At 42.9% G+C, this 25,033-nt stretch carries 28 protein-coding genes; 19 read left to right on the plus strand and 9 right to left on the minus strand.

All coding sequences use genetic code 11. From position 1 onward, the window contains the following. Positions 1-154 precede the first annotated feature (154 nt). From KS2013_RS08100 to KS2013_RS08160, 11 genes are all read left to right on the plus strand, one after another. On the plus strand, positions 155-592 hold the full coding sequence (locus tag KS2013_RS08100) for a hypothetical protein (protein WP_068992288.1): 438 nt from the start codon (positions 155-157) through the stop codon (positions 590-592). Between the two features lie 491 nt (positions 593-1,083). Beyond that, a complete protein-coding gene (locus tag KS2013_RS08110; protein ID WP_068992292.1) occupies positions 1,084-1,488 on the plus strand; it encodes a hypothetical protein in 405 nt (134 codons plus the stop codon). Positions 1,489-1,916: 428 nt separating this feature from the next. Continuing rightward, positions 1,917-2,279 (plus strand): DUF6714 family protein, encoded by a 363-nt coding sequence (locus tag KS2013_RS08120; protein ID WP_068992296.1) that lies wholly within the window; start codon positions 1,917-1,919, stop codon positions 2,277-2,279. 205 nt (positions 2,280-2,484) lie between these two features. After that, positions 2,485-3,009, plus strand: coding sequence for a hypothetical protein (locus KS2013_RS08125; RefSeq protein WP_068992299.1), 525 nt, complete (start codon positions 2,485-2,487; stop codon positions 3,007-3,009). Between the two features lie 38 nt (positions 3,010-3,047). Beyond that, the gene (locus KS2013_RS08130) at positions 3,048-3,437 is read left to right on the plus strand and encodes a cupin domain-containing protein (protein WP_068992302.1); all 390 of its coding nucleotides are present in this window, start codon (positions 3,048-3,050) and stop codon (positions 3,435-3,437) included. Positions 3,438-3,559: 122 nt separating this feature from the next. Next, positions 3,560-4,045 carry a VF530 family protein gene (locus KS2013_RS08135; RefSeq protein ID WP_068992305.1) on the plus strand — a complete coding sequence of 162 codons (486 nt, stop codon included), beginning with the start codon at positions 3,560-3,562 and terminating at the stop codon, positions 4,043-4,045. A gap of 80 nt (positions 4,046-4,125) precedes the next feature. Beyond that, positions 4,126-4,623, plus strand: a complete 498-nt coding sequence (locus KS2013_RS08140) for a cupin domain-containing protein (protein ID WP_068992308.1) — start codon at positions 4,126-4,128, stop codon at positions 4,621-4,623. Positions 4,624-4,863: 240 nt separating this feature from the next. Then, entirely contained in the window at positions 4,864-6,102 is a 1,239-nt protein-coding gene (locus KS2013_RS08145; protein WP_068992311.1) for a permease, read from the plus strand. 109 nt (positions 6,103-6,211) lie between these two features. Then, the gene (locus KS2013_RS08150) at positions 6,212-6,460 is read left to right on the plus strand and encodes an RNA recognition motif domain-containing protein (RefSeq protein ID WP_068992314.1); all 249 of its coding nucleotides are present in this window, start codon (positions 6,212-6,214) and stop codon (positions 6,458-6,460) included. Positions 6,461-6,496: 36 nt separating this feature from the next. Beyond that, the gene (locus KS2013_RS08155; RefSeq protein WP_068992317.1) at positions 6,497-6,766 is read left to right on the plus strand and encodes a hypothetical protein; all 270 of its coding nucleotides are present in this window, start codon (positions 6,497-6,499) and stop codon (positions 6,764-6,766) included. Between the two features lie 102 nt (positions 6,767-6,868). Then, complete coding sequence (locus tag KS2013_RS08160; RefSeq protein ID WP_068992320.1) at positions 6,869-7,363, plus strand: hypothetical protein; 495 nt, start codon at positions 6,869-6,871, stop codon at positions 7,361-7,363. A gap of 89 nt (positions 7,364-7,452) precedes the next feature. Here the strand turns inward: KS2013_RS08160 and KS2013_RS08165 are convergent, their stop codons facing one another. After that, complete coding sequence (locus KS2013_RS08165; RefSeq protein ID WP_068992322.1) at positions 7,453-7,965, minus strand: YdbT family protein; 513 nt, start codon at positions 7,963-7,965, stop codon at positions 7,453-7,455. Positions 7,966-8,109: 144 nt separating this feature from the next. On the opposite strand from KS2013_RS08165, the gene KS2013_RS08170 reads away from it, so the two are divergent. Then, the gene (locus KS2013_RS08170; protein ID WP_068992325.1) at positions 8,110-8,625 is read left to right on the plus strand and encodes a hypothetical protein; all 516 of its coding nucleotides are present in this window, start codon (positions 8,110-8,112) and stop codon (positions 8,623-8,625) included. A 25-nt stretch (positions 8,626-8,650) separates the two neighbouring features. On the opposite strand, the gene ruvA is transcribed toward KS2013_RS08170, so the two are convergent. The 4 genes from ruvA to aspS all read right to left on the minus strand — a co-directional run bounded on the left by ruvA (position 8,651) and on the right by aspS (position 12,760). After that, positions 8,651-9,271, minus strand: coding sequence for a Holliday junction branch migration protein RuvA (gene ruvA / locus KS2013_RS08175; protein WP_068992327.1), 621 nt, complete (start codon positions 9,269-9,271; stop codon positions 8,651-8,653). Continuing rightward, a complete protein-coding gene (ruvC, locus tag KS2013_RS08180; RefSeq protein WP_068992329.1) occupies positions 9,268-9,798 on the minus strand; it encodes a crossover junction endodeoxyribonuclease RuvC in 531 nt (176 codons plus the stop codon). Before ruvC ends, ruvA begins: the two co-directional genes overlap by 4 nt. A gap of 239 nt (positions 9,799-10,037) precedes the next feature. Beyond that, a complete protein-coding gene (locus KS2013_RS08185) occupies positions 10,038-10,781 on the minus strand; it encodes a YebC/PmpR family DNA-binding transcriptional regulator (RefSeq protein WP_068992330.1) in 744 nt (247 codons plus the stop codon). A 218-nt stretch (positions 10,782-10,999) separates the two neighbouring features. Further along, entirely contained in the window at positions 11,000-12,760 is a 1,761-nt protein-coding gene (gene aspS, locus KS2013_RS08190; protein WP_068994489.1) for an aspartate--tRNA ligase, read from the minus strand. A gap of 252 nt (positions 12,761-13,012) precedes the next feature. Here aspS and KS2013_RS08195 point away from each other — a divergent pair, with 252 nt between their 5' ends. Together KS2013_RS08195 and KS2013_RS08200 are read left to right on the plus strand one after the other, a co-directional pair. Further along, complete coding sequence (locus KS2013_RS08195) at positions 13,013-14,722, plus strand: lysophospholipid acyltransferase family protein (RefSeq protein ID WP_068992332.1); 1,710 nt, start codon at positions 13,013-13,015, stop codon at positions 14,720-14,722. A 113-nt stretch (positions 14,723-14,835) separates the two neighbouring features. After that, positions 14,836-15,186 (plus strand): VOC family protein, encoded by a 351-nt coding sequence (locus KS2013_RS08200; protein WP_068992335.1) that lies wholly within the window; start codon positions 14,836-14,838, stop codon positions 15,184-15,186. An 18-nt stretch (positions 15,187-15,204) separates the two neighbouring features. Here the strand turns inward: KS2013_RS08200 and KS2013_RS08205 are convergent, their stop codons facing one another. After that, positions 15,205-15,609: a VOC family protein gene (locus KS2013_RS08205; RefSeq protein ID WP_068992338.1), complete on the minus strand. Its 405-nt coding sequence runs from the start codon at positions 15,607-15,609 to the stop codon at positions 15,205-15,207. Between the two features lie 93 nt (positions 15,610-15,702). After that, positions 15,703-16,911 carry a succinyl-diaminopimelate desuccinylase gene (gene dapE / locus KS2013_RS08210; RefSeq protein WP_083217822.1) on the minus strand — a complete coding sequence of 403 codons (1,209 nt, stop codon included), beginning with the start codon at positions 16,909-16,911 and terminating at the stop codon, positions 15,703-15,705. A 181-nt stretch (positions 16,912-17,092) separates the two neighbouring features. Here dapE and KS2013_RS08215 point away from each other — a divergent pair, with 181 nt between their 5' ends. Beyond that, positions 17,093-18,742 (plus strand): amidohydrolase, encoded by a 1,650-nt coding sequence (locus tag KS2013_RS08215; protein WP_083217823.1) that lies wholly within the window; start codon positions 17,093-17,095, stop codon positions 18,740-18,742. A gap of 47 nt (positions 18,743-18,789) precedes the next feature. Here KS2013_RS08215 and KS2013_RS08220 read toward each other — a convergent pair whose 3' ends face one another. Next, positions 18,790-19,047: a hypothetical protein gene (locus tag KS2013_RS08220; protein ID WP_068992340.1), complete on the minus strand. Its 258-nt coding sequence runs from the start codon at positions 19,045-19,047 to the stop codon at positions 18,790-18,792. Between the two features lie 200 nt (positions 19,048-19,247). Here KS2013_RS08220 and KS2013_RS08225 point away from each other — a divergent pair, with 200 nt between their 5' ends. The 4 genes from KS2013_RS08225 to KS2013_RS08240 are packed head-to-tail and all read left to right on the plus strand — an operon-like array spanning position 19,248 to position 23,774. Next, positions 19,248-20,960, plus strand: coding sequence for a proline--tRNA ligase (locus KS2013_RS08225; protein ID WP_068992343.1), 1,713 nt, complete (start codon positions 19,248-19,250; stop codon positions 20,958-20,960). A gap of 18 nt (positions 20,961-20,978) precedes the next feature. Further along, complete coding sequence (locus tag KS2013_RS08230) at positions 20,979-21,545, plus strand: transglycosylase SLT domain-containing protein (RefSeq protein WP_068992345.1); 567 nt, start codon at positions 20,979-20,981, stop codon at positions 21,543-21,545. 7 nt (positions 21,546-21,552) lie between these two features. Beyond that, the gene (locus KS2013_RS08235) at positions 21,553-22,719 is read left to right on the plus strand and encodes a patatin-like phospholipase family protein (RefSeq protein WP_068992347.1); all 1,167 of its coding nucleotides are present in this window, start codon (positions 21,553-21,555) and stop codon (positions 22,717-22,719) included. Next, the gene (locus KS2013_RS08240) at positions 22,719-23,774 is read left to right on the plus strand and encodes a Rossmann-fold NAD(P)-binding domain-containing protein (protein WP_068992349.1); all 1,056 of its coding nucleotides are present in this window, start codon (positions 22,719-22,721) and stop codon (positions 23,772-23,774) included. Before KS2013_RS08235 ends, KS2013_RS08240 begins: the two co-directional genes overlap by 1 nt. Here the strand turns inward: KS2013_RS08240 and tilS are convergent. After that, entirely contained in the window at positions 23,757-25,031 is a 1,275-nt protein-coding gene (gene tilS / locus KS2013_RS08245; protein WP_068992352.1) for a tRNA lysidine(34) synthetase TilS, read from the minus strand. The genes KS2013_RS08240 and tilS overlap by 18 nt on opposite strands. Positions 25,032-25,033 lie beyond the last annotated feature (2 nt).

Below are 25,033 nucleotides of genomic sequence, written 5' to 3' on the forward strand. Positions count from 1 at the left end.
TTTAACACACTGATTTTGCTAGTATCACTTAAAACAAACAAGGCATTAACGTCCGGTTTGCTTGGTATTAGTCTTAAATTCGGACATTGATAACAATAAGTTTATAACCAAAAATTACCGGCAATGTTCGGCACTATAATGTTAGTAATAAATTATGAAAGTCATACTCCCTCTACTAATTACAGTTGCTTTATTTATACAAGGAGCTTTTGCCTGCACAATTGACTATACGCCTATTGAAGAGTTAATTGAGGATGCAGATCATATCTTTATTGGGTATGTTGTTGAAATTAACTATGTAGACTATGAAGCGTACATAAAAGAAACCTATGAAAATAGGCCTTATGAAAAGGGGGAAGAGGAGCCTATCTATATAGGGAGCGTTATGTATGACTACCGGACATTACCAGTTGAAATATTCAAACAAAAAAATGAAATCCCCAGCTTTATTACTGGTGGTTATTGTAAGGGTGCTCAGATTGAAGGTACTGGTAAATACATCATAATGACGTATAAATTTGAGGATGCAGATGGTTATGGGAGTAAAGCCTGGTCTTCTGACAATCCATATTTCAAGAATATTGGAGCATAAGCTCTATAAAAAATTTAAACCCACTAACAAGTAATAAAAAGCGAGCGTAGGGTACCCCAATAAATGGGCTCAGAGTACATTTTTAATGAAAAAATACATTTTACCATTTTTAACTACCGTCCTGATATCAGGCTGCTCAGATAGATATATAGAGCAAAACTGCGCGTACTTTAAAGTAAGTGAGTGGTCTTTGGTTACAGAACCATCCGATGAGCTTTTACAATTAAGTAATATCCACAAGTTTAATGGAAGTAATAGAAAGGAAGCTTGGTTTAAGGGTCATAATGGGAAGCTCGGACTATGCAGTTATACACACCAACCTGGCCCTAGCTCCTTTGCAAAAAACTGTAGCTCAACATATAAAGTGTTTATCAAAGAAAAAGATAAGTGGGTTGTAGATAGCGAAGCAATAACCTTATGTCACTCAGAATAAATGGAGCAAGAGTACAATTAGTATAGAAAAAACAACTCTAGGAAAAGTAATAGTTGAAGTGGACTCAGCTAAAACCAAAGAAATCTACAGCTCTATAAAAAAAGATAGTGCATTTGAATGTGGTTGCGAATATTGCCGTAACTTTATGGCACAAATGCCTAACTGCTTTCCACAAGAAGTCATTAGTTTCTTCGAGCAGTGTGGAATTGACCCTTTAAAAGATGCTGAAGTATATGAAATCGGTCCTATATCTGAGGACAGTAACTTACACCTTTATGGTGGAGAGTACTACTTCATTTCAGAAAAGCATCCTAAAGTTGATGAAGATAAATTGCCAAGTGGCTTTCAATTCACAATCAATAACTCGTCAGCTTGCGAACCAGAAGAGTTTCGTAAATCAGAAAACGTTAAGCATTTACACTTTCTTTTCCCTATTCCATGGGTTTTAGATGAAAGCCCATAAATTAAAGTGACAGAGCTTTTTAATTACATGAAAATGAATAATAAGAAGACAAGGCTAGATTTATACAAAAAGGAATTACGTAAACAATATTATTTATTGATACTAATTCCTATAATTGCTCTTATAACATATTACTTTAGTGATATGCATTACGGGCTAGCGGTCTCTTTAGGCCTTATAGTAGTTACTCCGCTAGTTAGCCTCTATAACTACTGTATAGCTATTCGGCATAAGCTTGTTATGGTTCATATGTCAGATAAACCATACCACAAAAAAGAGCACCCTTTTGTTTATTATTCAATGCTAATTTTATTTCTTGTCATAGGGTTAGGTTTGATTGCAGTTATAGCCTCTTTGTATATGTTAGCTACCAATTAAAGAAATAAAGGGGGCAGTTATATTTAATTAGAAGTTAAGTACTGAGATATATGGAAGCAGAAAATATTATTATCAATAAAATTGAGGGGGCCTTTGAATTAAGTGCCCCGCTTACTAATGAGGCGATTGAGTCCAATCCTTATAAATTGGAGGAAGGTACTCCAGAAGAATTTAGGGAGTCCTTACCATCATTCATGATTTATGTACTCCGTTCCTTTAGGGAAGAGCCACAGTCAACCGTCTATATGCAGCTGCTATTTAATTTGAACGAGTACAGCAAAAGCAAACCTCGTCAGGTTATATTTAATAATGAACAACAAACAGCAATATTAGCATTCTTACAACACTTGCTTCACAACCAGCCAGCAAATATTGATGAAGAAGAAATACAAAAAATTATTAACCGGCTGTAATAAGTGAGCCCAAGCAAGCGTCGTGTATCCCGTGGGAAAGAGTACCCCTCCATTTCCGTTTAACTGAACGAAGCTACCATACCTTACCAACATTTGGTTCCTTCCCTGTACCAATATAGCAGCCATGCGCTCATTCGACTTTTCCGGATGGGGTGCTAGACTGGATCCTGAGGATTTACATAGGAACAGTCATTAAGGGGAATTTATGATTATCTCTAAAAGTCTTTTATACAGCATAGCAATTGCGCTTCTGGCAGCATTCAGTAACGCTACACCAGCGGCAGAAGAATATACCGAAGGTCAAAAACGGGCACTCCAGAAAGCACTTGAGAGTGCAAAAAAGATGGAGTTCTTTTTAGATCTTAAAAACCGTAACCCTTATTTAACTGGTACCTGGGTCGGTGCTTATGACTATGATAATCGGACGCCAAATACTCCCCCAGCCAATACTTTCACTTTGGTCATGAAATCAGAGGGCTACGCAATAGATGCTGTGATCATTGAACCAGCCGTAGTGCCAGAGCAGTATGCTGCCTTGGCGCAAGTAACTGATACTAGAGTGAGCCTTAACAATTTTATTTTTAAAAAGACATACCGCGATGGAACAACCATTAATTATCAACTGAGGATGAATGCTAAAAACAAAACAATGAAGGGCACTTGGGAGATTCCCGAGGGACCATCGGGAACAGTTAAGATGAAAAAAGTAGAGGTAAACGACTTTTTTTAGAACTAAGTAATTAGACGCAAAGCAGTGAGGTACTGCATATGTCAAACTTTCAAAACTTGGAACAGATTGTCTCATCACTCAGAGCGGATGAATCCACCAAGAATGATCCAATCAAACGAACTTTTGTTTTCGATGGAGAACATTTAACTGCAAACATTGGCGTTATCAGCGACAGCGGAAATGCCCTGCATACCCAGTATGATCATGATGAGTTACTTGTCATTATTGAAGGTAACGTTAAGTTTCGGGTCGGTGATGAAGTTCAGGATGTCCAAAAAGGCGATCTTGTTTTTATACCCAAAGCTACCCTCCACGGCCCAATGCTGGAAGAAGGCCAAAGCTTTGCTGCCCTGTCGGTATTTGCTCCACACTTTGATCGAGCAAAACAAAATATCGTATGGGACAGGGATATTAAAAAAGTCGGCTGAGTAAGCCTGATCAAATATCCGTTGTCTCTATTATCGCTAAGTTATGCTTGGCTTCTCGTGCTTATCATCCCTATTCCAGCTATAATGGCTCTATATTAGTCCCTCCTCCGCTGGAAATTTGCATGTCTGAAGAAATCAATTACAAGAATAACCCACTCAATGGCGTTGGCCTGAAAGCCTTAGTCACTGAATTAGTTGAACATTATGGGTATGAGATACTACATGCTTATCTTAACCTCAATTGCTTCAAATCTAACCCAAGCATCGAATCCAGCGTTAAGTTTCTGAAGAAAACGGACTGGGCCCGGGAAAAAGTCGAAGCGTTTTATATGTATCAGTATAAAAGCCTGCCGCCTGTTTCTTCTGTGCAATTCCATATTCCGCCACGTGATCGCATCGTATCGGACGACGAAAAGCCTGGGGAACCTGCTAAGTTAAGTTTGGAAGATGCCGAAAAGCAGCGCGAAAAGCGTGAAAAGAAAGCTGCGGAGTTTAAGAAAACTGGCGGTCATAAACGAAGCAAGAGTTCAGGGCCCCAGCGAAAGAAGCCGTCCGGCACTAAATCAAAATCTAATAGCAATGATCCCTGGGGTCATTGGAAAAAATAAAATTACTGTAGCAGGATTCGCAAACTTTACCCTTAAGCTTTTTCTGCACAATCACTAACAAAACATAAAAAAATAGGACTATGAGCAACTCACATATCATCAACCTAAAAGATTTAGAGTTCTCCAAGCACAGTCACGGAGACAACTTTGAAGCTGAGACAGCTCCCGTCGCTAATAACATTGGAGCAAAACAACTGGGGTATCGTGTCACACGTGTACCACCGGGAAAACGAGCGTGGCCGCTTCACGCTCACTATGTTAACGAAGAAATGTTCTTTGTTCTAAGTGGCCATGGCACGGTTCGGTTAGGAGAGGATTCTTACCCAATTAATGAGGGTGATTTCATCTCAGCCCCCGCTAACCCCGACAAAGCCCACCAGATTATTAATACTTCTGACTCGACACTAACCTATATGTGCGTGAGTACCATGTTAGAACCAGAAGTAGCGGTTTATCCTGAATCAGGAAAAGTAGGAATCATCGCTGGTTCAGCTCCCGGAAGAATTGACGAGAAGTCCGGTGTCGTCAAGTTTATTGAGAAGGACTCAGGTGTCGATTATTGGGATGGCGAAAATTAAAGATATAAAACAATAAAATCTTTTTTAGGCTTTGTGACTACATTTACCTGAGGCACCCAGACTGGTAAGTGCGTATGGCTGGGCTGAGCCCCAGAAAGGGTTACAACAAGCCTGGAAGGGATTGTTAGTCATAAACCGAAGCTTCTACCAGAATCATTTAACCCTAAAAACGAACATTTGGGAAAGACTTGATTTCTATGTTAGGTTGTTAATATTAGTTTTTATTAATACAAGGTTAGCATGCAAAACTTCCTCCAGCTGTGGCATCAGGCATCGGTTACCAGTCTCGGTTTCTTCTGGATGGCTCTCTGGGCGTTTATTCTGGGTTACCTGATTAGTAGTTTAATTCAGGTGCTGGTCACTCGAAAACGTATGCAGAAAGCCATGGGCAAAGATGGCCCACGTAGCATGGCTCTCGGTACTTTTTTTGGCTTTATATCCAGCTCCTGCAGTTTCTCAGCCCTATCCACCACCCGGGCAATTTTTAATAAGGGCGCTGGTCTCGCGCCTTCAGTTGCTTTCCTTTTGGCATCTACCAATCTCGTCATTGAGCTTGGACTGGTAATCGCTATATTTTTAGGTTGGCAGTTTGTAGTCAGTGAATACGTTGGCGGCCTTATTCTAATACTGGTTACATGGCTACTGATTCGAATTACTCGTCCTCGCAGACTGGAAGCACAAGCTCGAAAACAAATGGATAATGACGAGGAAGACGGTGATGATGAGAATCTAAGCTGGAAGGAGAAGCTTGTCAGCAAAAACAGCTGGCAAAATATAGGGCAGACCTATGTCATGGAATGGCAAATGGTCTGGCGCGACGTTCTTATTGGTTTTACCGTCGCAGGAATTATTTCTGCCATGGTGCCAGACAGTTTTTTTGAAACCATGTTTATCGGTTCTGGCGGTGAAAACTCAGCAAACCCCGGCTTTCTGGAAGTCCTAGCACAAACCGTCGTGGGCCCTGTAGCTGCATTCTTTACCTTTATTGGCTCCATGGGTAATATCCCTCTTGCGGCCGTGCTGTTCGGTCAGGGTGTGACCTTTGCTGGTGTTATCGCGTTCATTTTTTCTGACCTTGTAGTACTGCCGGTATTACGAATTAATGCGAGATACTATGGATGGAAAATGGCTCTTTATCTGCTGACGATTATGTTATTAGCTATCATCATTGCGGCGCTCACTCTGCACTACTCGCTGGCTTTCCTCGGATTATTACCTGACTTTACTGCAGTGACAGCACCCGGAAGTCGAGACTTCTTCAAGCTAAATTATCAGTTTTACCTCAATGTAGCCCTGTTCATTATCAACCTGGCGTTAATCTGGTTTGCTGTTCAGGCTAAGAAGAGCAGTGGAGACCATGGTCATGGCCACGATCATAATCACGATGAAGACTCCTCTGTGATTGATAAAGTCATGTCTGTGCTTGTGGTCTTAGCTTTGATCTGGTTGGTTGGTGGGCTATTGGTGACAGCCTTCTAATCAGAATAATACTCTGGACTTAGCTCACTACCTAATTATAAAAGTATCTACAGCGCTTAAATCCGAGTGATGGTATGATGCGGTAAATATTTTAGAGAATACTCTTACTATGAAATTATTGGTTAGAAACCTGGCTCGAACCACCACAGAAGAACAAGTGACAGCACTATTTGAAGAATATGGCACGGTGCAGTGGTGCAACTTAGTGATGGATAAAGCTACTGGAGGCTCTAAGGGCTTTGGTTTTGTAGAAATGCCAAAAGCAGGAGAAGCAAAAGCCGCCGTCAAGAATCTTAATGCACGCGAAGTCGATGGTAATAAGATTCGAGTTAAAAAAGCAGAGGATAAGAAGGAATAGAATTTCCAGTAGGACTACTAGCAAAGGAGCGGCCTGATGAAAATATCGAAAACATTGAGAGTCACTTATTGGATCATAGCCGTATTTATTTTACTGGTACCGGCTATCGCCATGCAGTTTACCAACGAAGTGAACTGGGGCCTGTACGACTTTTTGTTAATGGCTGCTCTGTTAATTGTCACCGGAGTCGCGATCGAACTCGCTATTCGCATGACTGTACAAAACCGATACCGTGCAGCGATAATCTTTGCCATACTGCTGGCTTTCCTTATGATTTGGGCTGAACTGGCAGTTGGTATTATTTAGTCTGCTGATACAAACTGATACAACAAATGCTCTACTACTCTGGTAATATTCTTAGGGTTTAAGACCCTTAGCAAAGACTAACTCTCTCATAATGGTAACCCAATGAAGTATATAACCCTTTTACTGGCACTTTTTATGACTGCATGTGCCACTACAACCAATAATACGAACCAAACAGCTGAAAAAAGCGCCGCAGGTACAGAAAAAGCAGCAGAAGCTGATAGTGATCAAATACAGCAGGAGCTCAAAGAAGCTTTTGTCGTTGATATCATGCGCATGAAGATTAAAGAAAATGGTGAAAACATTGCCTGTAAGCTCGAGGCATTTACCAGCTGCTGGGGCGTTTCCGAACAGCAGTGTTTAGACGACGCACAACCTGTTAAAACACAGTGTCTGGAATTTGCAGAAACTAAATTTCCTTCTCCAAGTTCTGAGCAGGCGGTTAAGCAATACGCTCAAGTGTTTAGTATGTGCATGATTACAAGACAGTCCTTGCTATATCCAAGCAAGCTAAGCGAAATGAAAACGTGTCTGAATCAGTTTGATAAGCCTGACCCACAGAAAATTGCAGAATCTATTTTAAATCCCGGCAAATAAGTTTAATTCTTAAGCTTATCTGTGATCACCCTGCTCCATAGCCAACTTATGGAGCAAGGGACATTCTGATTCAATGGTGTTCCACACTGCTACCCTTGAGAACTGTTTTCTAAAGCCTTCTTTAGCTCTTCAGGATTATCGGTCGTTATGACAAGCTCTCTTTTATGATTTTGAATCTTTAACGTTATGGCCTGCTCTCCCCTGCCAATATAACCTGTTTGCTTTATAGCTATCCGATAGCCATAGCCGAGAAAATCGGCCGCGGGGTTTCCTTCATAATCTTTAACAGACTGAATGCTATCTAATGCAAACTGGCGTTTCCCGATGACGCCTAAGCTCATAGTCAAATTCTTGTCATCAACGCGGGTTAATATTTTTAAACGAGACACGTAATACGTCAGAATCGCTGTTACAACAAAAATAACCAGAGCCCAGTGGCTTTCAATCGAGTTCTCGCCAACCGGCTTACCCAGGAACTCTTGAGAGATGTAGATATAAGCAAAAAGCCCCATCACAATAACGAGCAATACGACAATCGCGATAATAATTTTCTTAGGCATGACCGCCTGAGATTCTTGAAACAGATAGTTGTTATTCGCCATTTTATTCACAGTTGGTGCAAGGATAGCCTCATAGTGTAGTGCATCCGTTTTAACAAAATCAACAATTTAGCCATTTGCTCCCTACTTACAAACGCTATAGACTTATTGTGTGTTATTTATACAAAACAATAAGATGGGACTCGTATGAAAAGCTTTATTTCAATCATTTCTGGCTCGATACTATTCGCGTTACTGATAAACATCCCTGTTCAGGCCTCCGATGAAAGCAAAGAGCAGACCCACGGCTCAGAACAACTATCTGGAAGTGATAAACAAGAGCAAGTCAATATTAGCGGTTTATGGATTGGGTACTACGAGTATGACAAACCCAAGGGTCGGCCAGAAGGTATGTTCCATTTGATTGTTTCTGATCTGGGCGATAAGTTCGGCATGACCTTCTTAGAACCACGGAACCACCCTAGAGAGTATGTCCAGGCGGCTATAAATACGACAGCTAAAAGACAGGGCAAGTATATTGAGTTCAATAAGGTATATACCCACAACCAAAGAACTAAAATTCAGTATAACTTAACCATCAGCCATAACGGCTCGGTTATGTCTGGCACCTGGAAAATTGACGACAATACATATGGCAGAGCATTCTTTTACAGATTGCATCTTAATGATTTAAAGAATATTAAAAACGAAACAATTAACTAATGACCAGGCCTTTGCCCAGCTTTGTTTAACCTGCTAACTGTCTCAAGGCTAGTCGAATCAGTTCTTCACTCTTCAGTCCTTCACTATCCACCTGTGCGATAGCCTTGCTCGCCTGTTGTGGCTTGTAGCCAAGTGCGACTAATGCACTCACTGCTTCTTGAGTAACATCGCCAGCTCTTGGTGCTGTGCTGGTTGTTCCGCTGGCTGCTTCGTCGGAACCCGGTAAACCAGATACAGACCATTCTTTTAATCTGTCTGACATTTCAACCAGTAAACGCTCAGCCGTTTTCTTACCCACTCCGGGCAGCTTAACCAGACGATCAACATTACCATCATGAACAGTCATGACAAATTCGTCCGCTTCCATCCCTGATAAAATGGCCAGGGCCAGTTTGGGTCCAACACCATTCACTTTGATCAGCTCGCGGAATAAAGATTTATCTTTATTGCTGATAAAACCATAAAGGGCATGCAGGTTTTCGGAGATGGAAAGGTGCGTCGCCACAGTCGTTTCAGCGCCCTCTTCCGGCAACTGATAAAACGTAGTCATCGGAACCTGAATTTCGTAACCAACGCCTGCGCTGGTTTCTATAATGATAAATGGCGGTGTTTTTTCTATTAACGTGCCACGAATTCGACCTATCAACGTAAACGTCCTCTTGCTATTGTTTTTGCCCCTTTAAGCTGTGCCAGACCCTGACTCGTATTAGCGTGACACAAGGCGATAGCTAACGCATCGGCAGCGTCAGCCTGTGGGCTTTTGGATAATTTTAAAATCATCTTTACCATATGCTGGACTTGAGTTTTATCGGCACCACCTGTCCCCACAACAGACTGTTTTACTTTCCTTGCCGGATACTCAAACACGGGTAAAGCATAATGCGATGCCCCAACGATAGCTGCGCCACGAGCTTGACCAAGCTTTAGAGCTGAGTCTGCATTCTTAGACATAAATACAGACTCAATGGCAAATTCATCTGGTTTGAATTCCAGTATCAGCTCACAAACACTATCGAAGATTTGCTTTAGCTTTAAATCTAGAGACGCTTCTTTTATGCGAATGCATCCGCTAGTGATATAGCGTGGTTTATTCGCAGGGATATCACCGCCGACTTCGATGAGTCCGAAGCCGGTGATTCTTGAGCCGGGATCTATTCCTAATATTATCGGCATTGAGGCGCCACTAAAACCAAAGTTATTGTTTGGAAGTTATCATACCATGACTGGAAAATATTGCCGCGGGGAATTAAAGGGCTGGAGACTTCTAAAAAACTCTCCAGCAGTAAATCAACTTGAGATGATTTAGATGCCGGTGAGACACGGCAAAAGTTTCATAAAAAACGGGGTTTACAAAGATGTAAATGAGCAGTTTTATCAAACTTTTAACAAAGTCTCACCAAATATAAACATTTCTATAAGTTGTCGTAAGATTCTGCTGGGATGTCCGCATTCGTATACACATTTTGCGTATCATCCAGCTCTTCCAGACGATCAATTAAGCGAATAACTTTCGTACCTTCGGATACATCCAGCTCAGCCTGCGTAGAAGGTAACATGGTGACCTCGGCATTTTCTGCTTCAAATCCTGCTTCTTTCAAAGTTTCTTTAACGTCGAGAAAATCTTCCGGTGTTGTCAGTACTTCAAATGATCCATCATCATGGGCGATAAAGTCTTCTGCTCCTGACTCCAAGGCCGCTTCCATCAATTCATCTTCGTTAAAGTTATCACCAAAGACAAACTGACCTTTCTTATCAAACAAGTAAGCCACTGAGCCACTGGTTCCGAGATTACCGCCATGCTTAGTAAAGGCATGTCGAACTTCACCCACAGTACGGTTTTTGTTGTCGGTCATGCACTCAACAAGGATCGCAACACCACCAGGACCATAACCCTCGTAGTTCAGCTCTTCGTAGTTGTCGCCTTCGGCATTACCCGTACCACGATCGATTGCTTTTTCGATCGTGTCTTTCTTCATGTTGGCGCCAAGCGCCTTATCCATTGCGGCTCTAAGACGAGGGTTATCATTGGGGTCACCACCACCTTCACGTGCTGCAACCACCAGCTCACGAATGATTTTAGTAAATATTTTTCCGCGTTTTGCGTCCTGGGCAGCTTTTCTGTGTTTGATGTTTGCCCATTTACTATGACCTGCCATTTTCTACTCCTCTCGAACTTTTGGTCGTCGCAATTTCTTTGTTATAGAGTAAACTCACACTGCTCATTTACTATTTGTAAACTCAGCTTTTTCGTTAACCCTGTGCCTTGAAATTGCTTTGCCCAAAGCGTTCTTCTACTTTGAGCTAAGCCTAATTTAACTTGTCTTACCGACCTTCTTTTCTTTTAAAACCTCAAGACCGCTTACTAAATTAAATTCTACTGTTCTTTCTTTTTGATTTCGATGCCAAGCTCGTCCAGCAACTTATCTTCAATGGTGCTTGGTGCCTGAGTTAATGGGCAGCTTGCAGTGGTCGTTTTCGGGAATGCGATAACATCACGAATCGAGTCAGCGCCAACCATTAACATGACTAGACGATCAAGACCAAACGCCAAACCACCATGTGGAGGACAACCGAACTTCAACGCATCCAATAGGAAGCCAAATTTTTCACGCTGCTCAGTTTCGTTGATACCCAAAATACCGAACACCGCTTCCTGCATTGCCTCATCGTGGATACGTACTGAGCCACCACCGACTTCACTTCCGTTTAGCACCATGTCATATGCTTTTGACAGAGTACCCGTAGGATTATTCTTTACTGCTTCAACATCCAATTCTTTTGGTGCTGTGAATGGATGATGAAGTGCGTGAATATCGCCGTCAATTTCTTCAAACATTGGGAAGTCAACAACCCATAGTGGTTTCCACTCGTCTTTAACCAGCCCTAAGTCATGAGCTGTTTTCAGACGTAGCGCACCGATAGCGTCAGCAACCACCATTTTCTTATCCGAACCAAAGAAGATAATATCACCTTCTTCGGCACCAACTTTTTCAATAATTTTCAGAGCGACATCTTCGCCCAGGAACTTCAGTACAGGGCTTTGAATTCCTTCGGCTCCAGCACCGTTAACCTTCATCCAGGCCAGGCCTTTAGCTCCATAGACACCAACGTATTTGGTGTATTCGTCAATTTGCTTACGACTGAACTGAGCACCGCCAGGGACACGTAAGGCTGCTACACGACTACTTTTATCATTCGCCGGGCCAGCAAATACTTTAAACTCTACATCTTTAACCAGCTCATCAACCGTGACCAGCTCGGTATCCATTCTTAAGTCTGGCTTATCTGAACCGTAACGCTCCATCGCCTCTGCATAACTCATGCGAGGAAATTCTGGTAACTCGATACCTTTCAGCTCGCTGAAAAGGTGGCGAACCAGACCTTCCATCAGGCCCATTATCTCTTCCTGATTCATGAAAGACATCTCAATATCCAGCTGCGTGAATTCAGGCTGGCGATCGGCTCGTAAATCTTCATCACGGAAACACTTTACGATTTGGTAATAGCGATCAAAGCCAGACATCATTAGCAGCTGCTTAAATAACTGTGGCGACTGAGGAAGCGCGTAAAAAGAACCTTTATGTACCCGACTTGGCACTAGATAGTCACGTGCACCTTCAGGCGTTGCCTTGGTCAAAATTGGAGTTTCTACATCAATGAAACCATTTTCATCCATATAGCGGCGCATGGCGCTGGTAACTTTGTGGCGGAAAATAATGTTATTTGCCATTTCAGGACGACGAAGGTCCAGATAACGGTATTTCAGACGCTGCTCTTCGGAGGCTTCTAGATTTTCATCGATTGGAATCGCTGGAGGTTTAGCACGGTTCAGGATTTCAAGATCCTGTGCCAACACCTCAATCTCGCCAGATGCCATGTTCTTATTAACCATATCTTCTGGACGAGCGCGGACCTGGCCTTTGACCTGAACCACAAATTCACTACGCAACTGTTCGGCTAAACTGAAAAGCTCTTTAAAATCAGGATCAACCACCACCTGAATCACGCCAGTGCGATCTCGTACCTGTAAAAAGATAAGGCCACCCAAATCACGGCGACGATGGATCCACCCTGACAAAGTAACCGTTTGATTTTCTTCACTTTTCGTTAATTCACCACAGTAGTGGCTGCGCATTTCAGTTGCCATAGTTTTCGTTTCTGCCTAACGATTAATTAATAAATAGGGCCGCATCGTCATTTGGGCCCGGAAAAGACGCCATATAGTACGTGAGACAAGGATTTGTCGCAAGTTACAGCAGACTTCAGATTGTACAAATTTTGTCACAAAAGCGTCTCAAGGCTGCAATTCGGCTGTCACATTCCCTATAGATAATGCCAGTTATGAGCAATTTATGTCATCAGTCTGTCATTAAAGAGGTGGAACACTATGATTAACAGCAAAGAGGTCGTGGAACAATTTTTGCCTCAGCTGGAGAAAACGCCAAAGCTTCAATCCGGCGCTACTCGGCTATTAGCTAAGTTGTTTCATCAACAAGAAGTTAATGACTTCATTAAACAAAACAGCCACATGTCTCATGTAGACTTTCTGGAAGCAGTTAACCAGCGTCTGGGATTAAGTTATTCCGTTTCTAATTCCAGTGTGGAAAATGTACCGGTTTCTGGCAGAGTGGTCATCATCGCGAATCACCCCCTAGGTTCGCTTGATGGCCTGGCTCTGCTTGCCCTGATACATTCTATTCGGAAGGATGTAAAAATCGTGGTTAATGATCTTTTATGGTCTATGACACCGCTACGCCCATTTTTTCTGCCCATTAATAACATAGCTAAGGGGCAGGGTGTGGAAAACCCTAGACAGAAATTACAAAACATCCAGCGGGCACTGGAATCTGAACAGGCAGTTATTTTCTTCCCTGCCGGAGAAGTCTCACGTTTATCATTAAAGGGTATTCGTGACGGTAAGTGGCGCTCTGGCTTTTTAAAAATGGCTAAACAAACCCAATCGCCAATCCTGCCCATTCATGTTGGTGGAAAGAACTCTCGCTTTTTCTACGGCTTTTCATTAATTGCAAAACCTTTAAGCGCTTTATTTTTGGTACGAGAAATGTTTAAAAATGTCTCTTTAACGCTACCGATAAAGATTGGTAAGCTGATTCCCTTTTCATCATTCAGTGGCATGTCGCCCGCCAGTAAAGAAAGCGTTGAGCGCTTCAAGCAACATGTATATGGCTTAAAACGAGAACGAGAAGAGTTATTTGAAACAGAGCGGGCCATCGCTCACCCCGAAAACCGAAAAGTGTTAATCGAAGAACTCAACAGATGTGAACATATTGGCCAGACAACCGATGGTAAAAGTATTTATTTACTGGAAGATACGTCTGACTCAGCCCTTCTCAGAGAGATTGGCAGGCTACGCGAAATTGCCTTTAGAGCAGTTGGGGAAGGCACCGGTAATCGACGTGACGTGGATAAGTTTGATTACTACTATAAACATATTGTGCTTTGGGATTCGAACGATTTGGAAATTGTTGGAAGCTACCGTATTGCTGATATTAATACCTTCAAGGATGGCCAAACGCTGTATTCTGAAACCTTGTTCAGTTATGAAGAAAGTTTGCAGAAAAAATTTCCGACCGCTATGGAGCTGGGGCGCAGTTTCATTCAGCCCAGATATTGGGGCAAACGAAGCCTGGACTACTTGTGGTTTGGAATTGGCGCATACATACGACAAAAACCTCATATACGTTACCTTTTTGGCTCTGTCAGTTTAAGCAACGACTATCCACCCTTCGCCAAAGATATGCTGATTTATTACTTTAACCGATACTTTGGTGCTGAGTTCAATCTGGTTCGTTCTTTCAATCCTTACCGAATAAAGCCAGTACAAAAATCGAAACTGGAATACTTATTCAATCACCAGGAACAAGCGGAAGCTTTTAAGACGCTTAAAAGAGAGTTGGCTGTGATGGGAGTTACTGTTCCAACACTGTTTAAACAATACAGTGACTTATGCGAAGACGGCGGTGTCACATTCTATGAGTTTGGTGTAGACCCTGATTTTGGAGACTGTATTGATAGTGTGGTCTGGGTAGACCTGCTTAAGTTAAAAGAAAAGAAGCGTAATCGCTATATAGATTAACCTATAACTATACCCCCTACCCTGCTCTTTTGCCTGCCTTGTTCTCATCGCAGGCTTTTCTTTTGTTTTTATTCGGGCTATAAAAAGGGTATATACAACATGACGAGGTTGGTATGAGCAGCACACCCATTAGCTATGTCGAATTTCCGGCTAAAAATCTGAGCGCTACAAAAGAGTTTTTCAAGGAAGTCTTTGGATGGAAGTTTACGGATTATGGTCCCGAATATACTGCTTTCGAAGAGTCTGGCTTAAGTGGCGGTTTTTATCAGGCTCCCATGAAATCCAGTACCAAACAAGGCAGTGCTCTTGTGGTCATTTACAGTGATGATCTGGAAGGAATACAGCAAACTGTTGAAGCGTCTGGCGGCTCCATCATCAAACCAATATTTTCATTTCCCGGGGGGCGTCGCTTTCACTTCACAGAGCCCAGTGGAAATGAACTGGCTGTCTGGTCTGATAAATAACTTCAACGCTATTAGATATTATTGTTCAGAACGTAGCTCGACCGTATTCCCTTCAGGGTCCTGGATATAAATAGACTGACCAAAGCCCTGGGCACCGTAACGTTCGCTAAAGCTACCTGCTTCAATACCATGGGATTCCAAGTGTTGCTTGATCGCCTCCTCAGAAATACTTTTCAATTGTAAGCAGAAGTGATCAAGATTATTGTCTTTATTGGTTGGCGGGCCTCCACCCATTCGGCCAAGTTTACTGTCTACCGTTACTATATCAATTAAAGCGCTTCCGGCACGCAACTGGATCAGCCCTGTATTTGCAGGAGTTTCGCGCTCAATTTCACAGCCTAAAATACCACGGTAAAAATGCAGCATCTGCTCAAGCTTTGAAGTTCGCAGGACGATATGATCAATTCCGGTAACCTTAAACATAATTACTCCCAACCTCACAATGGGTACAGGTTACAAAGACTTGCTATAAATAACCAGCATAACTTGATTGGGCAACATTTTGCTAAGAATTATTTATTTGATCAGGAGTTCTTCCAGTATTCGATAATACAGTTTGCATAAATGATTTAATTCAGAAATTGAGACACGTTCATTAGCCTGATGAATAGTTTTATTACAGGGGCCAAGCTCTATTACCTGTCCAGCCAGCTGCTTTAGGTACCGTCCATCAGAAATTCCTCCAGCTGTGGTTAAACGCGTTTTGATATGCTGCTCCTGCTGTATCACTTTCTGTACGATCTTACGTAACTTTCCGTGCCGGGTAATATAAGGCTCGGCTTCATGTTCCCATTCAAACTCAGCTTCAAGTCCATATTTTTTAGCTTTGCGCTCAACATAATTTTTAATTTTATTAAAAGTGTTACGAGGCGAATAACGGAAATTAAAGACCATTTCCAAAGATGCCGGGGTAACATTCATGGCACCACTCTCAGAATGCACTTTGACCAGCTGAAAACTGGTTGAAGGAAAATATCGGCTGGGCATATCCCACCTTTTGTTAGCTAGCTTATGGATCAACTTAGACGAGTTATGAATTGGATTAATCAGCTGTTCTGGATATCCTACGTGGCCCTGCTTACCCTTAATGTTTATCCTTGCATTAATAGAACCTCGGCGGCCAATACGAATAGAGTCACCCAGCTGCTTATCTGTCGTAGGTTCGCCCACAATGGCATAGTCAATTTTTTGACCACGCTGGATTAATGTATTAACAATATGCTGCGTTCCATCAACCGCCTCCCCTTCCTCGTCACTGGTCAGCATTAGACCGATGTTCCCTCGGTGATGCGGATATCGTTTAACAAACTGTTCGATGGCTACTACCATTGCAGCTAAACTTCCTTTCATATCGGAAGCCCCCCGCCCATAGATGTATCCCTCTTTCAGTGTCGGAGTAAAAGGATCACTATCCCATCGAGCACCGTGCCCGGGAGGAACTACATCGGTATGGCCAGAGAAAACCACTGCTGGATGTTTTGACATTTTATTGTCACGACAAGCCCATAGGTTGGTTACTGAATTTTTGTTGATGTACTCTATCAGGAAACCGGATTGCTGTAGTCGCTCTGCTATTAGTCGGCTACAACCGCTATCCTCAGGAGTTATTGAAGGAATCCGAATAAGCTCCTGAACTAACTCAAGGATAGAATCCTGGTATTGCGCGTGCTCTCTAGATGCAAATGCATATGGTAAATCAGGTAAACCTTTAAACGACTTAAACATAAATATCCCCTTAAGTTTTGCACTTTATAGCTTTCCTTCGTGAAGCCTGAGCGACAAAAACATGACAGTTTGATGTTAATTATTAGAATCAATAACTTATAGTTGAAAACGCCGCTTTATATTGATTTATACTTGTATTACAGTACTAATTAATCTAACTATCTGTCCTTAAAGAAAAATTATGAAAAAAATCATTTTCACAGCGTTATTTTCCCTGGCATTTATCATGTTGTGGGTTCCTATGGCCTCGGCTCTACCAACCTTAATGCATAATGTTAATGGTTATACTTTTAAGGACGGAGAGTTAAAAAAGTTCAACAGTATTTTATTTGAAGATGGAGTAATACTAGCTGTTGGCTCTCACGAAGAACTGTCAAAAATGAACGCCGTCAGTATTAGCAGGGATGGCAAGGGGAAAACTCTCCTGCCTGGTCTGATTGATGCTCATGGCCATTTGCTTGGTTTAGGTCTTGACCTGATGCGAGTCAACCTCCGAGGTATCAGTTCCGAGCAGGATACAGTTAAGAAGGTTGCAGCCTATGCGAACGATAACCCTGATGCGCGCTGGGTACTTGGACGCGGCTGGAATCAGGTGCTGTGGTTAGATAAGGAGTTCCCGACAAAAGAGTCCCTTGATCAATCGATTGGCAATAAGCCGGTATGGTTAAGCCGAATTGACGGTCATGCTGGATGGGCCAATTCAAAAGCATTACAGCTGGCAGGGATCGATAACAGTACACCGGATCCGAAAGGCGGGAAAATTATTCGAGATGAAAATGGCGAGGCGACTGGTGTTCTTATTGATGAAGCAATGAGCTTGGTAGAGCGTCAAATTCCACCTCTGAATAAGCAAGAGAGAAAAGCGGCACTGAAACTGGCATTTAATCACCTGATAGATCTAGGCATTACTTCTGTTCACGATGCGGGAGTTGATTTTGAAACTTATAAGCTGATGCTGGAACTTTCAAAACATAAGCGAATACCGCTTCGCGTCTACGCTATGCTCAGCGGCGCAGATCCTAGGCTGGAAACTATGCTGAACATGGGTAAGGTCAATCGTCCTTTCTTAAAAATCCAATCTGTGAAGTTGTATTCTGACGGAGCACTGGGAAGCCGAGGAGCTGCTTTACTGGAACCCTATTCAGACGAGCCAGACAACAAAGGTCTGTTGCTGACAACGCCTAGTAATCTAGCTGATTACCTGTCGTTAATTACTCGTCATGATTTTCAGGCTAACATCCATGCCATCGGCGATGCAGCAAATCACCTTGTTCTTGAACAGTTAGGTCAGTTGGAAGATAGTCGATCGGCGAAAGTCTTAAGACATCGTATAGAACACGCTCAAGTTGTTGTCCCAGAAGAAATTCCTCTATTTGCAAAACTGGGTGTTATTGCTTCAATGCAGCCAACTCACGCTACCAGCGACATGAATATGGCAGGTGATCGATTAGGAGAAGCTCGTTTAGAAGGAGCCTATGCATGGAGAACATTTTTGGACAATGGTGTCCTGATTGCTTCTGGCTCAGACTTTCCAGTTGAAAAAGCAAACCCATTCCTGGGGCTGCATGCAGCTGTCACCCGACAGGATCATAGCAACCATCCAGAGGGCGGCTGGCTACCAGAGCAGAGGCTTACGGTGGCAGAAGCATTAAAAAGTTTCACTATTGACGCTGCCTACGCAGGATTCTGGGAAAACAGTATCGGGTCGCTAGAAGTAGGGAAACAGGCAGACTTTATACTAATCGATCAGGATATATTTACTATTTCACCAGATAAAATTAAAGACGTCCAAGTTATAGAAACTTGGATAAATGGCAAGCGAGCCGACTAACAGTCTAGCCAAAAAGGTCAATAACTCAGTATAACTTTTGCTGAGTACTATTGGCCTTTTTTTAATTTTTCATATTCGCTTCGGGTAATGCGTTTAAGAGGTGGATGAATCCAGTAAGTGTCAACATTAGAGTGCGATGTTCTACCAGCCTGCTCTATCTTTGACACCTTTTCATAATCAATGATGTACACATAGTCCGCTGAACTATCTTTATCAACCATGTAATCGCGTTCAGGTGTGGTGTTACAAGCCATCAATAATGCCAATGAAAAAACCAACAAAGCAATTTTTACAATAGTAGTCATAAGACCTCCCTCGTAAAGAACCAAGGAAATCACAAAGCAAATCTAACTACGCTACTCATTAGAGCACCCACCATTGTACAAAAATTAAGCATAAAAATCCGCTAAATCTTCACGCTCTCGCTAACTCTCTGCTTTGTAGGGAAATTAATACTTGGTACAATGGGCGACTATTTAAGTCTTAATAACAATCAGGGAAACCAATGCGTAGTAGCCAATACCTACTTTCGACTCTAAAAGAAGATCCAAGTGATGCTGAACTCGTAAGCCATAAGTTGATGCTTAGAGCCGGCATGATTCGCAAAATTGCTTCGGGCCTATACACTTGGTTACCCACTGGGTTGCGTGTACTGCGAAAAGTAGAAGCAATTGTTCGCGAAGAAATGAATAAAGCGGGCTCTGTCGAGATGCTAATGCCTTCGGTACAGCCTTCAGAGTTGTGGGAGGAATCTGGCCGATGGGATGAATTTGGTCCTGAACTGCTTCGTTTTCATGACCGGCATAACCGTGATTTTTGTTTAGGTCCAACCCACGAAGAAATTATCACAGCAGTCATCAGAGACGAGCTGAGTAGTTACAAACAGCTACCTGCTAATTTCTATCAAATTCAGACGAAGTTCCGTGATGAGGTACGCCCTCGCTTTGGGGTCATGCGTTCACGCGAATTTATCATGAAAGATGCTTACTCTTTCCATATTGATGAAGAGTCTCTTGATCAAACTTATCAGATAATGCACCAGGCCTACTGCAATATCTTTGACCGCATTGGTCTGGACTATCGGCCAGTACTGGCGGACACAGGTGCGATAGGTGGTAGTGGTTCACACGAATTCCACGTTTTGGCCGAATCTGGTGAAGATGCTATTGCCTTCAGTACCGAGAGCGATTATGCGGCCAACATAGAAAAGGCTGAGAGTCTGGCTCCCGAGGGTGAAGCAGCAGCTCCGAATCAGGAACTGGGTAAAGTTGAGACGCCTGACTGCCGCACGGTAAAAGAAGCCGCAGCACATATGGGTATTGAAACGGATAAGGTTTTAAAAACTTTGTTTGTAAAAGGTGCTAATGAAGAACAACCTGTAGTAGCGCTATGTTTACGGGGCGACCATGAGTTAAACGAGGTGAAGGCAGGTAAGCACGAATTAGTTGCCGAGCCTCTTGAACTTGTCAGCGATGAAGTGGTTAAGTCTACCGCAGGTAGTCCTCCGGGTTCATGTGGCCCACAGGGATTAACCATTCCTGTGATTGTTGATCGTGACGCAGCCGTTATGAGCGATTTCGCCTGCGGTGCTAACGAGGAAGGCTATCACCTGACGGGGTTTAACTGGAAGCGTGATGCAGAATACACCGATGTTTTCGATCTTCGCAATATTGTTGCTGGTGACAAGAGTCCTGATGGCAAAGGTGTTTTGGAAATTAAGCGCGGTATCGAAGTTGGACATATTTTCCAGTTAGGTAATAAATATTCAAAAGCAATGAATTGCACCGTGCTGGATCAGAATGGTAAGGCTAAAGCATTGTCGATGGGTTGTTATGGCATTGGTGTGACACGTATTGTCGCTGCCGCCATTGAACAGAATCACGATGATAACGGCATTATCTGGCCAGAAGCCATTGCGCCATTTAAAGTCGCTATCATCCCGATGAATATGCATAAATCAGAGAGTGTCCAGCAGGTTGCAGAGGCACTTTATCAACGTCTTGAGTCCTTAGGTATTGAAACACTTTTCCTCGATCAGAAAGAAAGTCCGGGAGTTATGTTCGCCAATACTGAGCTAGTCGGGATTCCGCATCGCCTTGTAGTCAGTGACCGTGGCCTTAAAAATAATACTATTGAATATAAGAACCGTGACAACTCTGAAAAAGCAGATCTTGAAGTTGAAAATGTAGTCGACTATATTCAAAAGGTAATCTCTTAAAAATATAACGAACGGACTATGCTACGTAACCTACTGTTTAGCATCATATTGTTGTTCTGGGGATCTTGTGTTTTTGCGCAGGAGCGCCCCGATCAAGCTTTTGCTAAGCAGCTAAAAACTTTGATGGAGCAAAAAAATCACTTTGTCGATCGTTACGATGCCGAAGTCTGGATGAAAGATATGGGCGGTCGCCTAAAAAGACGAGCGCCCCATATACCTGAAAAGGAACGCCTGCAGATCCTGACGCTGGTTCATCGATATGCAAATGAAGCTGGTGTGGATCCCCAGCTGGTGCTAGCAGTAATTGAAGTTGAAAGTAACTTTGACCGCTATGCCCTCTCGGTAGCAAACGCCCGTGGATTAATGCAAGTCATGCCTTTCTGGAAAGATGAGATTGGTCACCCAGACGACTCCTTATTCGATATGGAAACGAACATAAGGTACGGCTGTAATATCCTGAAACTGTATATTGATATGGAAAAAAACAACCTAACATATGCTTTAGGTCGTTATAACGGCTCACGAGGCAGAGCCAAATATCCCAACAAAGTCTACGCAGCTCTTCGCCAGCGCTGGGCACTGTAATTCGATTATGGCTGTTGACAGTAAAATATTAAATGACGATATCAATGAACAGTCTGCAGCACTCATTCTTTCCGGAGGCGGAGCCCGGGCAGCCTATCAGGCAGGTGTCCTAAAAGCCGTCAATGACATCTTAAAACGTCCTAAGCGCTCTCCATTCAGCATCATTACCGGTACTTCGGCTGGCGCTATAAACGCAGCGGCTGTTGCCAGTAATAATCACCAGTTTGATTACGGTACCACCCGACTCGAAGAAATATGGGCAAGCTTTACTCCAAGCCATGTATACAGAACAGGATTATTAACACTCCTCAAAAATGCCGCTTTTTGGTCGTGGAACGCCCTTTGGCCCTCAAAAGAAACCAAACGGCCTCATTCACTACTGGATAACACGCCTCTACGCGAGCTTTTAACCAATGTTATACGATTTGAAGATATTGGAAAAAATATTGAAGCGGGTTTATTAAGAGCCGTATGCACAACTTGCTATAACTATAATACAGGGAACTCTGTCAGTTTTTTCGAAGGATTATCTCAATTGGTCGAGTGGAAGCGATTCCGCCGTTTTGGCTGCACCGCAAAGCTCAACGTTGATCATTTACTGGCGTCATCAGCTATTCCGATGGTTTTCCCCTCTCAAAAAATTGGTAATGCCCATTTTGGGGATGGTTCGTTACGATTTTTAGCACCTCTGAGTCCTGCTTTACATCTGGGTGCAGATAAACTGTTTGTGGTTACCGTTGAGCCATTACGGGGAGAACCAGAGCATCGCTCTACCATCCCAACCATCGGTGATATTGGCGGTCACTTGTTTGACAGCATATTCATAGACAGCCTTGAGAGTGATATTGAGCGACTGATGCGGGTTAACTCACTGATAGCACATATACCTGAGTCAGACCTTGTTAAAGAGCAGTTACCACTAAAACCGGTGGATGCCTTCATCATCTCACCGAGCATTGAGCCAGCAGAGTTAGCGGGCCAATACTTTAAAAATCTACCAAGGGGCTTGCGCTTCTTCTTCAAGCGTATTGGTGTCGATGGTACAGATGGCAATGATATCTTAAGCTATTTGCTATTCGATGAAGAATTTACCCAGCACCTGATAGATCTGGGATATAATGATGCGATAAACCAGCAACATAATATCCTAACATTTTTTGGATCAGAGCCTTAATGAAGCAGCTCTCCGACTATTTTAATTATTACAACTCAGCAGCTGCACCTTTCATGCATAACATGCTTGCAGACTATGAAAGTCGTCAGCCCTTTAAGGGAATGACCGTTGCACACAATGTTCCACTAACCCAAACCACCCTATTAAAAATAGCTTGCTTACGGGCAGCTGGAGCAAGTGTAACCGTAGTAAACCCCAGTTTCATGCAAGAAGACCCAGCCACTATAGATGTTTTAAAGTCAGAGGGAATAACCTACCAACCACTGGCTGAGATTTCTGGCTCTTTCGACTTTCTACTAGATTGCGGAGCCGAACTTATAGAGCAATGTCATGCTCGACAAGGTATCGTAGAGCTTACCCGCACGGGTGCGATGCGCTATGAAAACTATCCTGATGCTCAAGTCCCTATTGTGTCAGTCGACAATACTCGGCTGAAATCTCTGGAAACCTGCCTAGGAACAGGCGAAGGCGTTTACCGAGCAATAACCGAGCTGTCACAAACTTCTCTCAAGGACAAGAAACTACTTATCTTCGGCTTTGGTAAGGTGGGTACAGGGATAGCCTATTACTTCTCTAAAATAACTCCCCATATCAGTGTTGCTGATATGCTGCCTCAACGACTCAGACAGATTGATCAACGAGGATATCAGCCGATATCTGCTGAATCATTACCACAGGTTGAGTCTGCTATTAAAGAGGCTGATATTATTGTCACAGCCACCGGAATCAAAAATCTTATTAGTCTCAGTTATCCCCATGAATGGTTTAACCATAAAATTTTAGCGAATGCGGGGGCTGAAGATGAGTTTGGATTTAACTTTAAAGATACTGAAGTGTTGGCAGCAAAGAAACCGGTGAATTTTGTGCTGAAGGAACCAACGTTAATGCCGTTTCTCGATCCAATTTTTTATGCTCATAATATCGCCATCGAAGATGCCCTTGATAATACAAAAATTGGATTCAGGCCCCTTAACCGGAGTATGGATGAGGCTATTGTTAAACGCTGGTCCGTTCATCATGATTGGTCTTTGACTGAACTAGATAGAATCTTTTAAGTGCCCACTATAGATAGCCCTAACCTCATCAGCATGGCTTATTAAAATGAGCTGGGAGCGTTGCCAGCTTGGTACCCCACTTTCCTGCAAATAATTCTTCAAACTGGTTGTGTGCTTAGCGTTCAACTTTCGGAACCTTTCTCCACCCTTTCTCATGGATACCCTGAGAGACTTTCCTACCAGCTCTGGGTGACGTTCTCTTAACCACGACGACGTTAATACAACACCATTATTAATCAATAAATCATCTTTTCCATCCCAGGGAAGGGGTGAAAAATCAGCGTCTAGCTGTTCCTCTCTACCCCATACCAGAAAACCGGCATGACGGCGAAATACTCCCCGTTGATAAGGAAGCTCAGGTTGGCTATCGTCCGCTGATTGCAGCATTTGTCGTTTCAGCTGCCCCAAAACTTTTTGACTTGGCATATCCAGCCCAAGCTGGGAAAACCAAAATCGTAATAAATGGTTTTGTCTTGTTTCAGATAATAGGTTGAGCTGCTTTAGATTAATCCCCTTCAACTCGGTATGGCAGTTCTCAAAGTCTTGCTGTGCGACCTCTTCCACCATTTCCTGAGTATCGGCCTGTATTTCACTAACCCTACAAAGAGTGTCTTCTAGTTGGGGCCATTCCTGCTTTAAAAGTGGTAGTACTTCCAATCGCAAAAAGTTACGTCGATGAGTCGTATCTTTATTGGAGGGATCTTCAATATAATTCAACTGATGAGCCGAACAGTAATTCAGTACATCACTACGCGATACGGCCAGCATAGGTCTGTAATGGAACCCCTGACCAAACCGGGCCTGCACAGGCATAGCTGATAGCCCCTTAGGACCAGCGCCTCTGAATAGTTGAAGCAATAAAGTCTCAACCTGGTCGTTTTTGTGGTGTGCTGTTAGTAAGTACGTCCTATCATCTACCACAAAATTTTTTAAAGCCTTATATCGGGCTCTTCTAGCCTCACTCTCTAGACTGGCAGAATCAGTGTTTACGCTCACCTCTACAACTTCAAATGGAATACCCCACTTCTGGCATATCTCACGGTTAAATTTACCCCATCCGGAAGACTGTGGCTGAAGCTGGTGATCGATGTAAACGGCTGTTATATGTTGGCGTTCAATACGTTGAGATAATGCATGTAAAAGAGAGATGGAGTCAGCGCCGCCGCTGAGGGCTACAATAAAACGAGATTCTTTTTCGGCAGGAAGATGAGCCAGAAACTGATGGATAGCTTCAGCTACTGGCTCTTGGTTAGTCATGG

Source organism: Kangiella sediminilitoris, assembly GCF_001708405.1.
GTDB classification, from domain to species: Bacteria; Pseudomonadota; Gammaproteobacteria; order Enterobacterales; family Kangiellaceae; genus Kangiella; species Kangiella sediminilitoris.

Coding starts and splice junctions, on each gene's coding strand:
- dapE (WP_083217822.1), bottom strand. CDS start 16,911: ATGTTTAAGTCGTTTAAAGGTTTACCTGATTTACCATATGCATTTGCA.
- KS2013_RS08100 (WP_068992288.1), top strand. CDS start 155: ATGAAAGTCATACTCCCTCTACTAATTACAGTTGCTTTATTTATACAA.
- KS2013_RS08215 (WP_083217823.1), top strand. CDS start 17,093: ATGAAAAAAATCATTTTCACAGCGTTATTTTCCCTGGCATTTATCATG.
- KS2013_RS08120 (WP_068992296.1), top strand. CDS start 1,917: ATGGAAGCAGAAAATATTATTATCAATAAAATTGAGGGGGCCTTTGAA.
- KS2013_RS08135 (WP_068992305.1), top strand. CDS start 3,560: ATGTCTGAAGAAATCAATTACAAGAATAACCCACTCAATGGCGTTGGC.
- KS2013_RS08150 (WP_068992314.1), top strand. CDS start 6,212: ATGAAATTATTGGTTAGAAACCTGGCTCGAACCACCACAGAAGAACAA.
- KS2013_RS08185 (WP_068992330.1), bottom strand. CDS start 10,781: ATGGCAGGTCATAGTAAATGGGCAAACATCAAACACAGAAAAGCTGCC.
- KS2013_RS08220 (WP_068992340.1), bottom strand. CDS start 19,047: ATGACTACTATTGTAAAAATTGCTTTGTTGGTTTTTTCATTGGCATTA.
- aspS (WP_068994489.1), bottom strand. CDS start 12,760: ATGCGCAGCCACTACTGTGGTGAATTAACGAAAAGTGAAGAAAATCAA.
- KS2013_RS08195 (WP_068992332.1), top strand. CDS start 13,013: ATGATTAACAGCAAAGAGGTCGTGGAACAATTTTTGCCTCAGCTGGAG.
- KS2013_RS08155 (WP_068992317.1), top strand. CDS start 6,497: ATGAAAATATCGAAAACATTGAGAGTCACTTATTGGATCATAGCCGTA.
- KS2013_RS08235 (WP_068992347.1), top strand. CDS start 21,553: ATGGCTGTTGACAGTAAAATATTAAATGACGATATCAATGAACAGTCT.
- KS2013_RS08230 (WP_068992345.1), top strand. CDS start 20,979: ATGCTACGTAACCTACTGTTTAGCATCATATTGTTGTTCTGGGGATCT.
- KS2013_RS08140 (WP_068992308.1), top strand. CDS start 4,126: ATGAGCAACTCACATATCATCAACCTAAAAGATTTAGAGTTCTCCAAG.
- tilS (WP_068992352.1), bottom strand. CDS start 25,031: ATGACTAACCAAGAGCCAGTAGCTGAAGCTATCCATCAGTTTCTGGCT.
- KS2013_RS08130 (WP_068992302.1), top strand. CDS start 3,048: ATGTCAAACTTTCAAAACTTGGAACAGATTGTCTCATCACTCAGAGCG.
- KS2013_RS08160 (WP_068992320.1), top strand. CDS start 6,869: ATGAAGTATATAACCCTTTTACTGGCACTTTTTATGACTGCATGTGCC.
- KS2013_RS08225 (WP_068992343.1), top strand. CDS start 19,248: ATGCGTAGTAGCCAATACCTACTTTCGACTCTAAAAGAAGATCCAAGT.
- KS2013_RS08145 (WP_068992311.1), top strand. CDS start 4,864: ATGCAAAACTTCCTCCAGCTGTGGCATCAGGCATCGGTTACCAGTCTC.
- KS2013_RS08205 (WP_068992338.1), bottom strand. CDS start 15,609: ATGTTTAAGGTTACCGGAATTGATCATATCGTCCTGCGAACTTCAAAG.
- ruvC (WP_068992329.1), bottom strand. CDS start 9,798: ATGCCGATAATATTAGGAATAGATCCCGGCTCAAGAATCACCGGCTTC.
- KS2013_RS08125 (WP_068992299.1), top strand. CDS start 2,485: ATGATTATCTCTAAAAGTCTTTTATACAGCATAGCAATTGCGCTTCTG.
- KS2013_RS08200 (WP_068992335.1), top strand. CDS start 14,836: ATGAGCAGCACACCCATTAGCTATGTCGAATTTCCGGCTAAAAATCTG.
- KS2013_RS08165 (WP_068992322.1), bottom strand. CDS start 7,965: ATGGCGAATAACAACTATCTGTTTCAAGAATCTCAGGCGGTCATGCCT.
- KS2013_RS08240 (WP_068992349.1), top strand. CDS start 22,719: ATGAAGCAGCTCTCCGACTATTTTAATTATTACAACTCAGCAGCTGCA.
- KS2013_RS08170 (WP_068992325.1), top strand. CDS start 8,110: ATGAAAAGCTTTATTTCAATCATTTCTGGCTCGATACTATTCGCGTTA.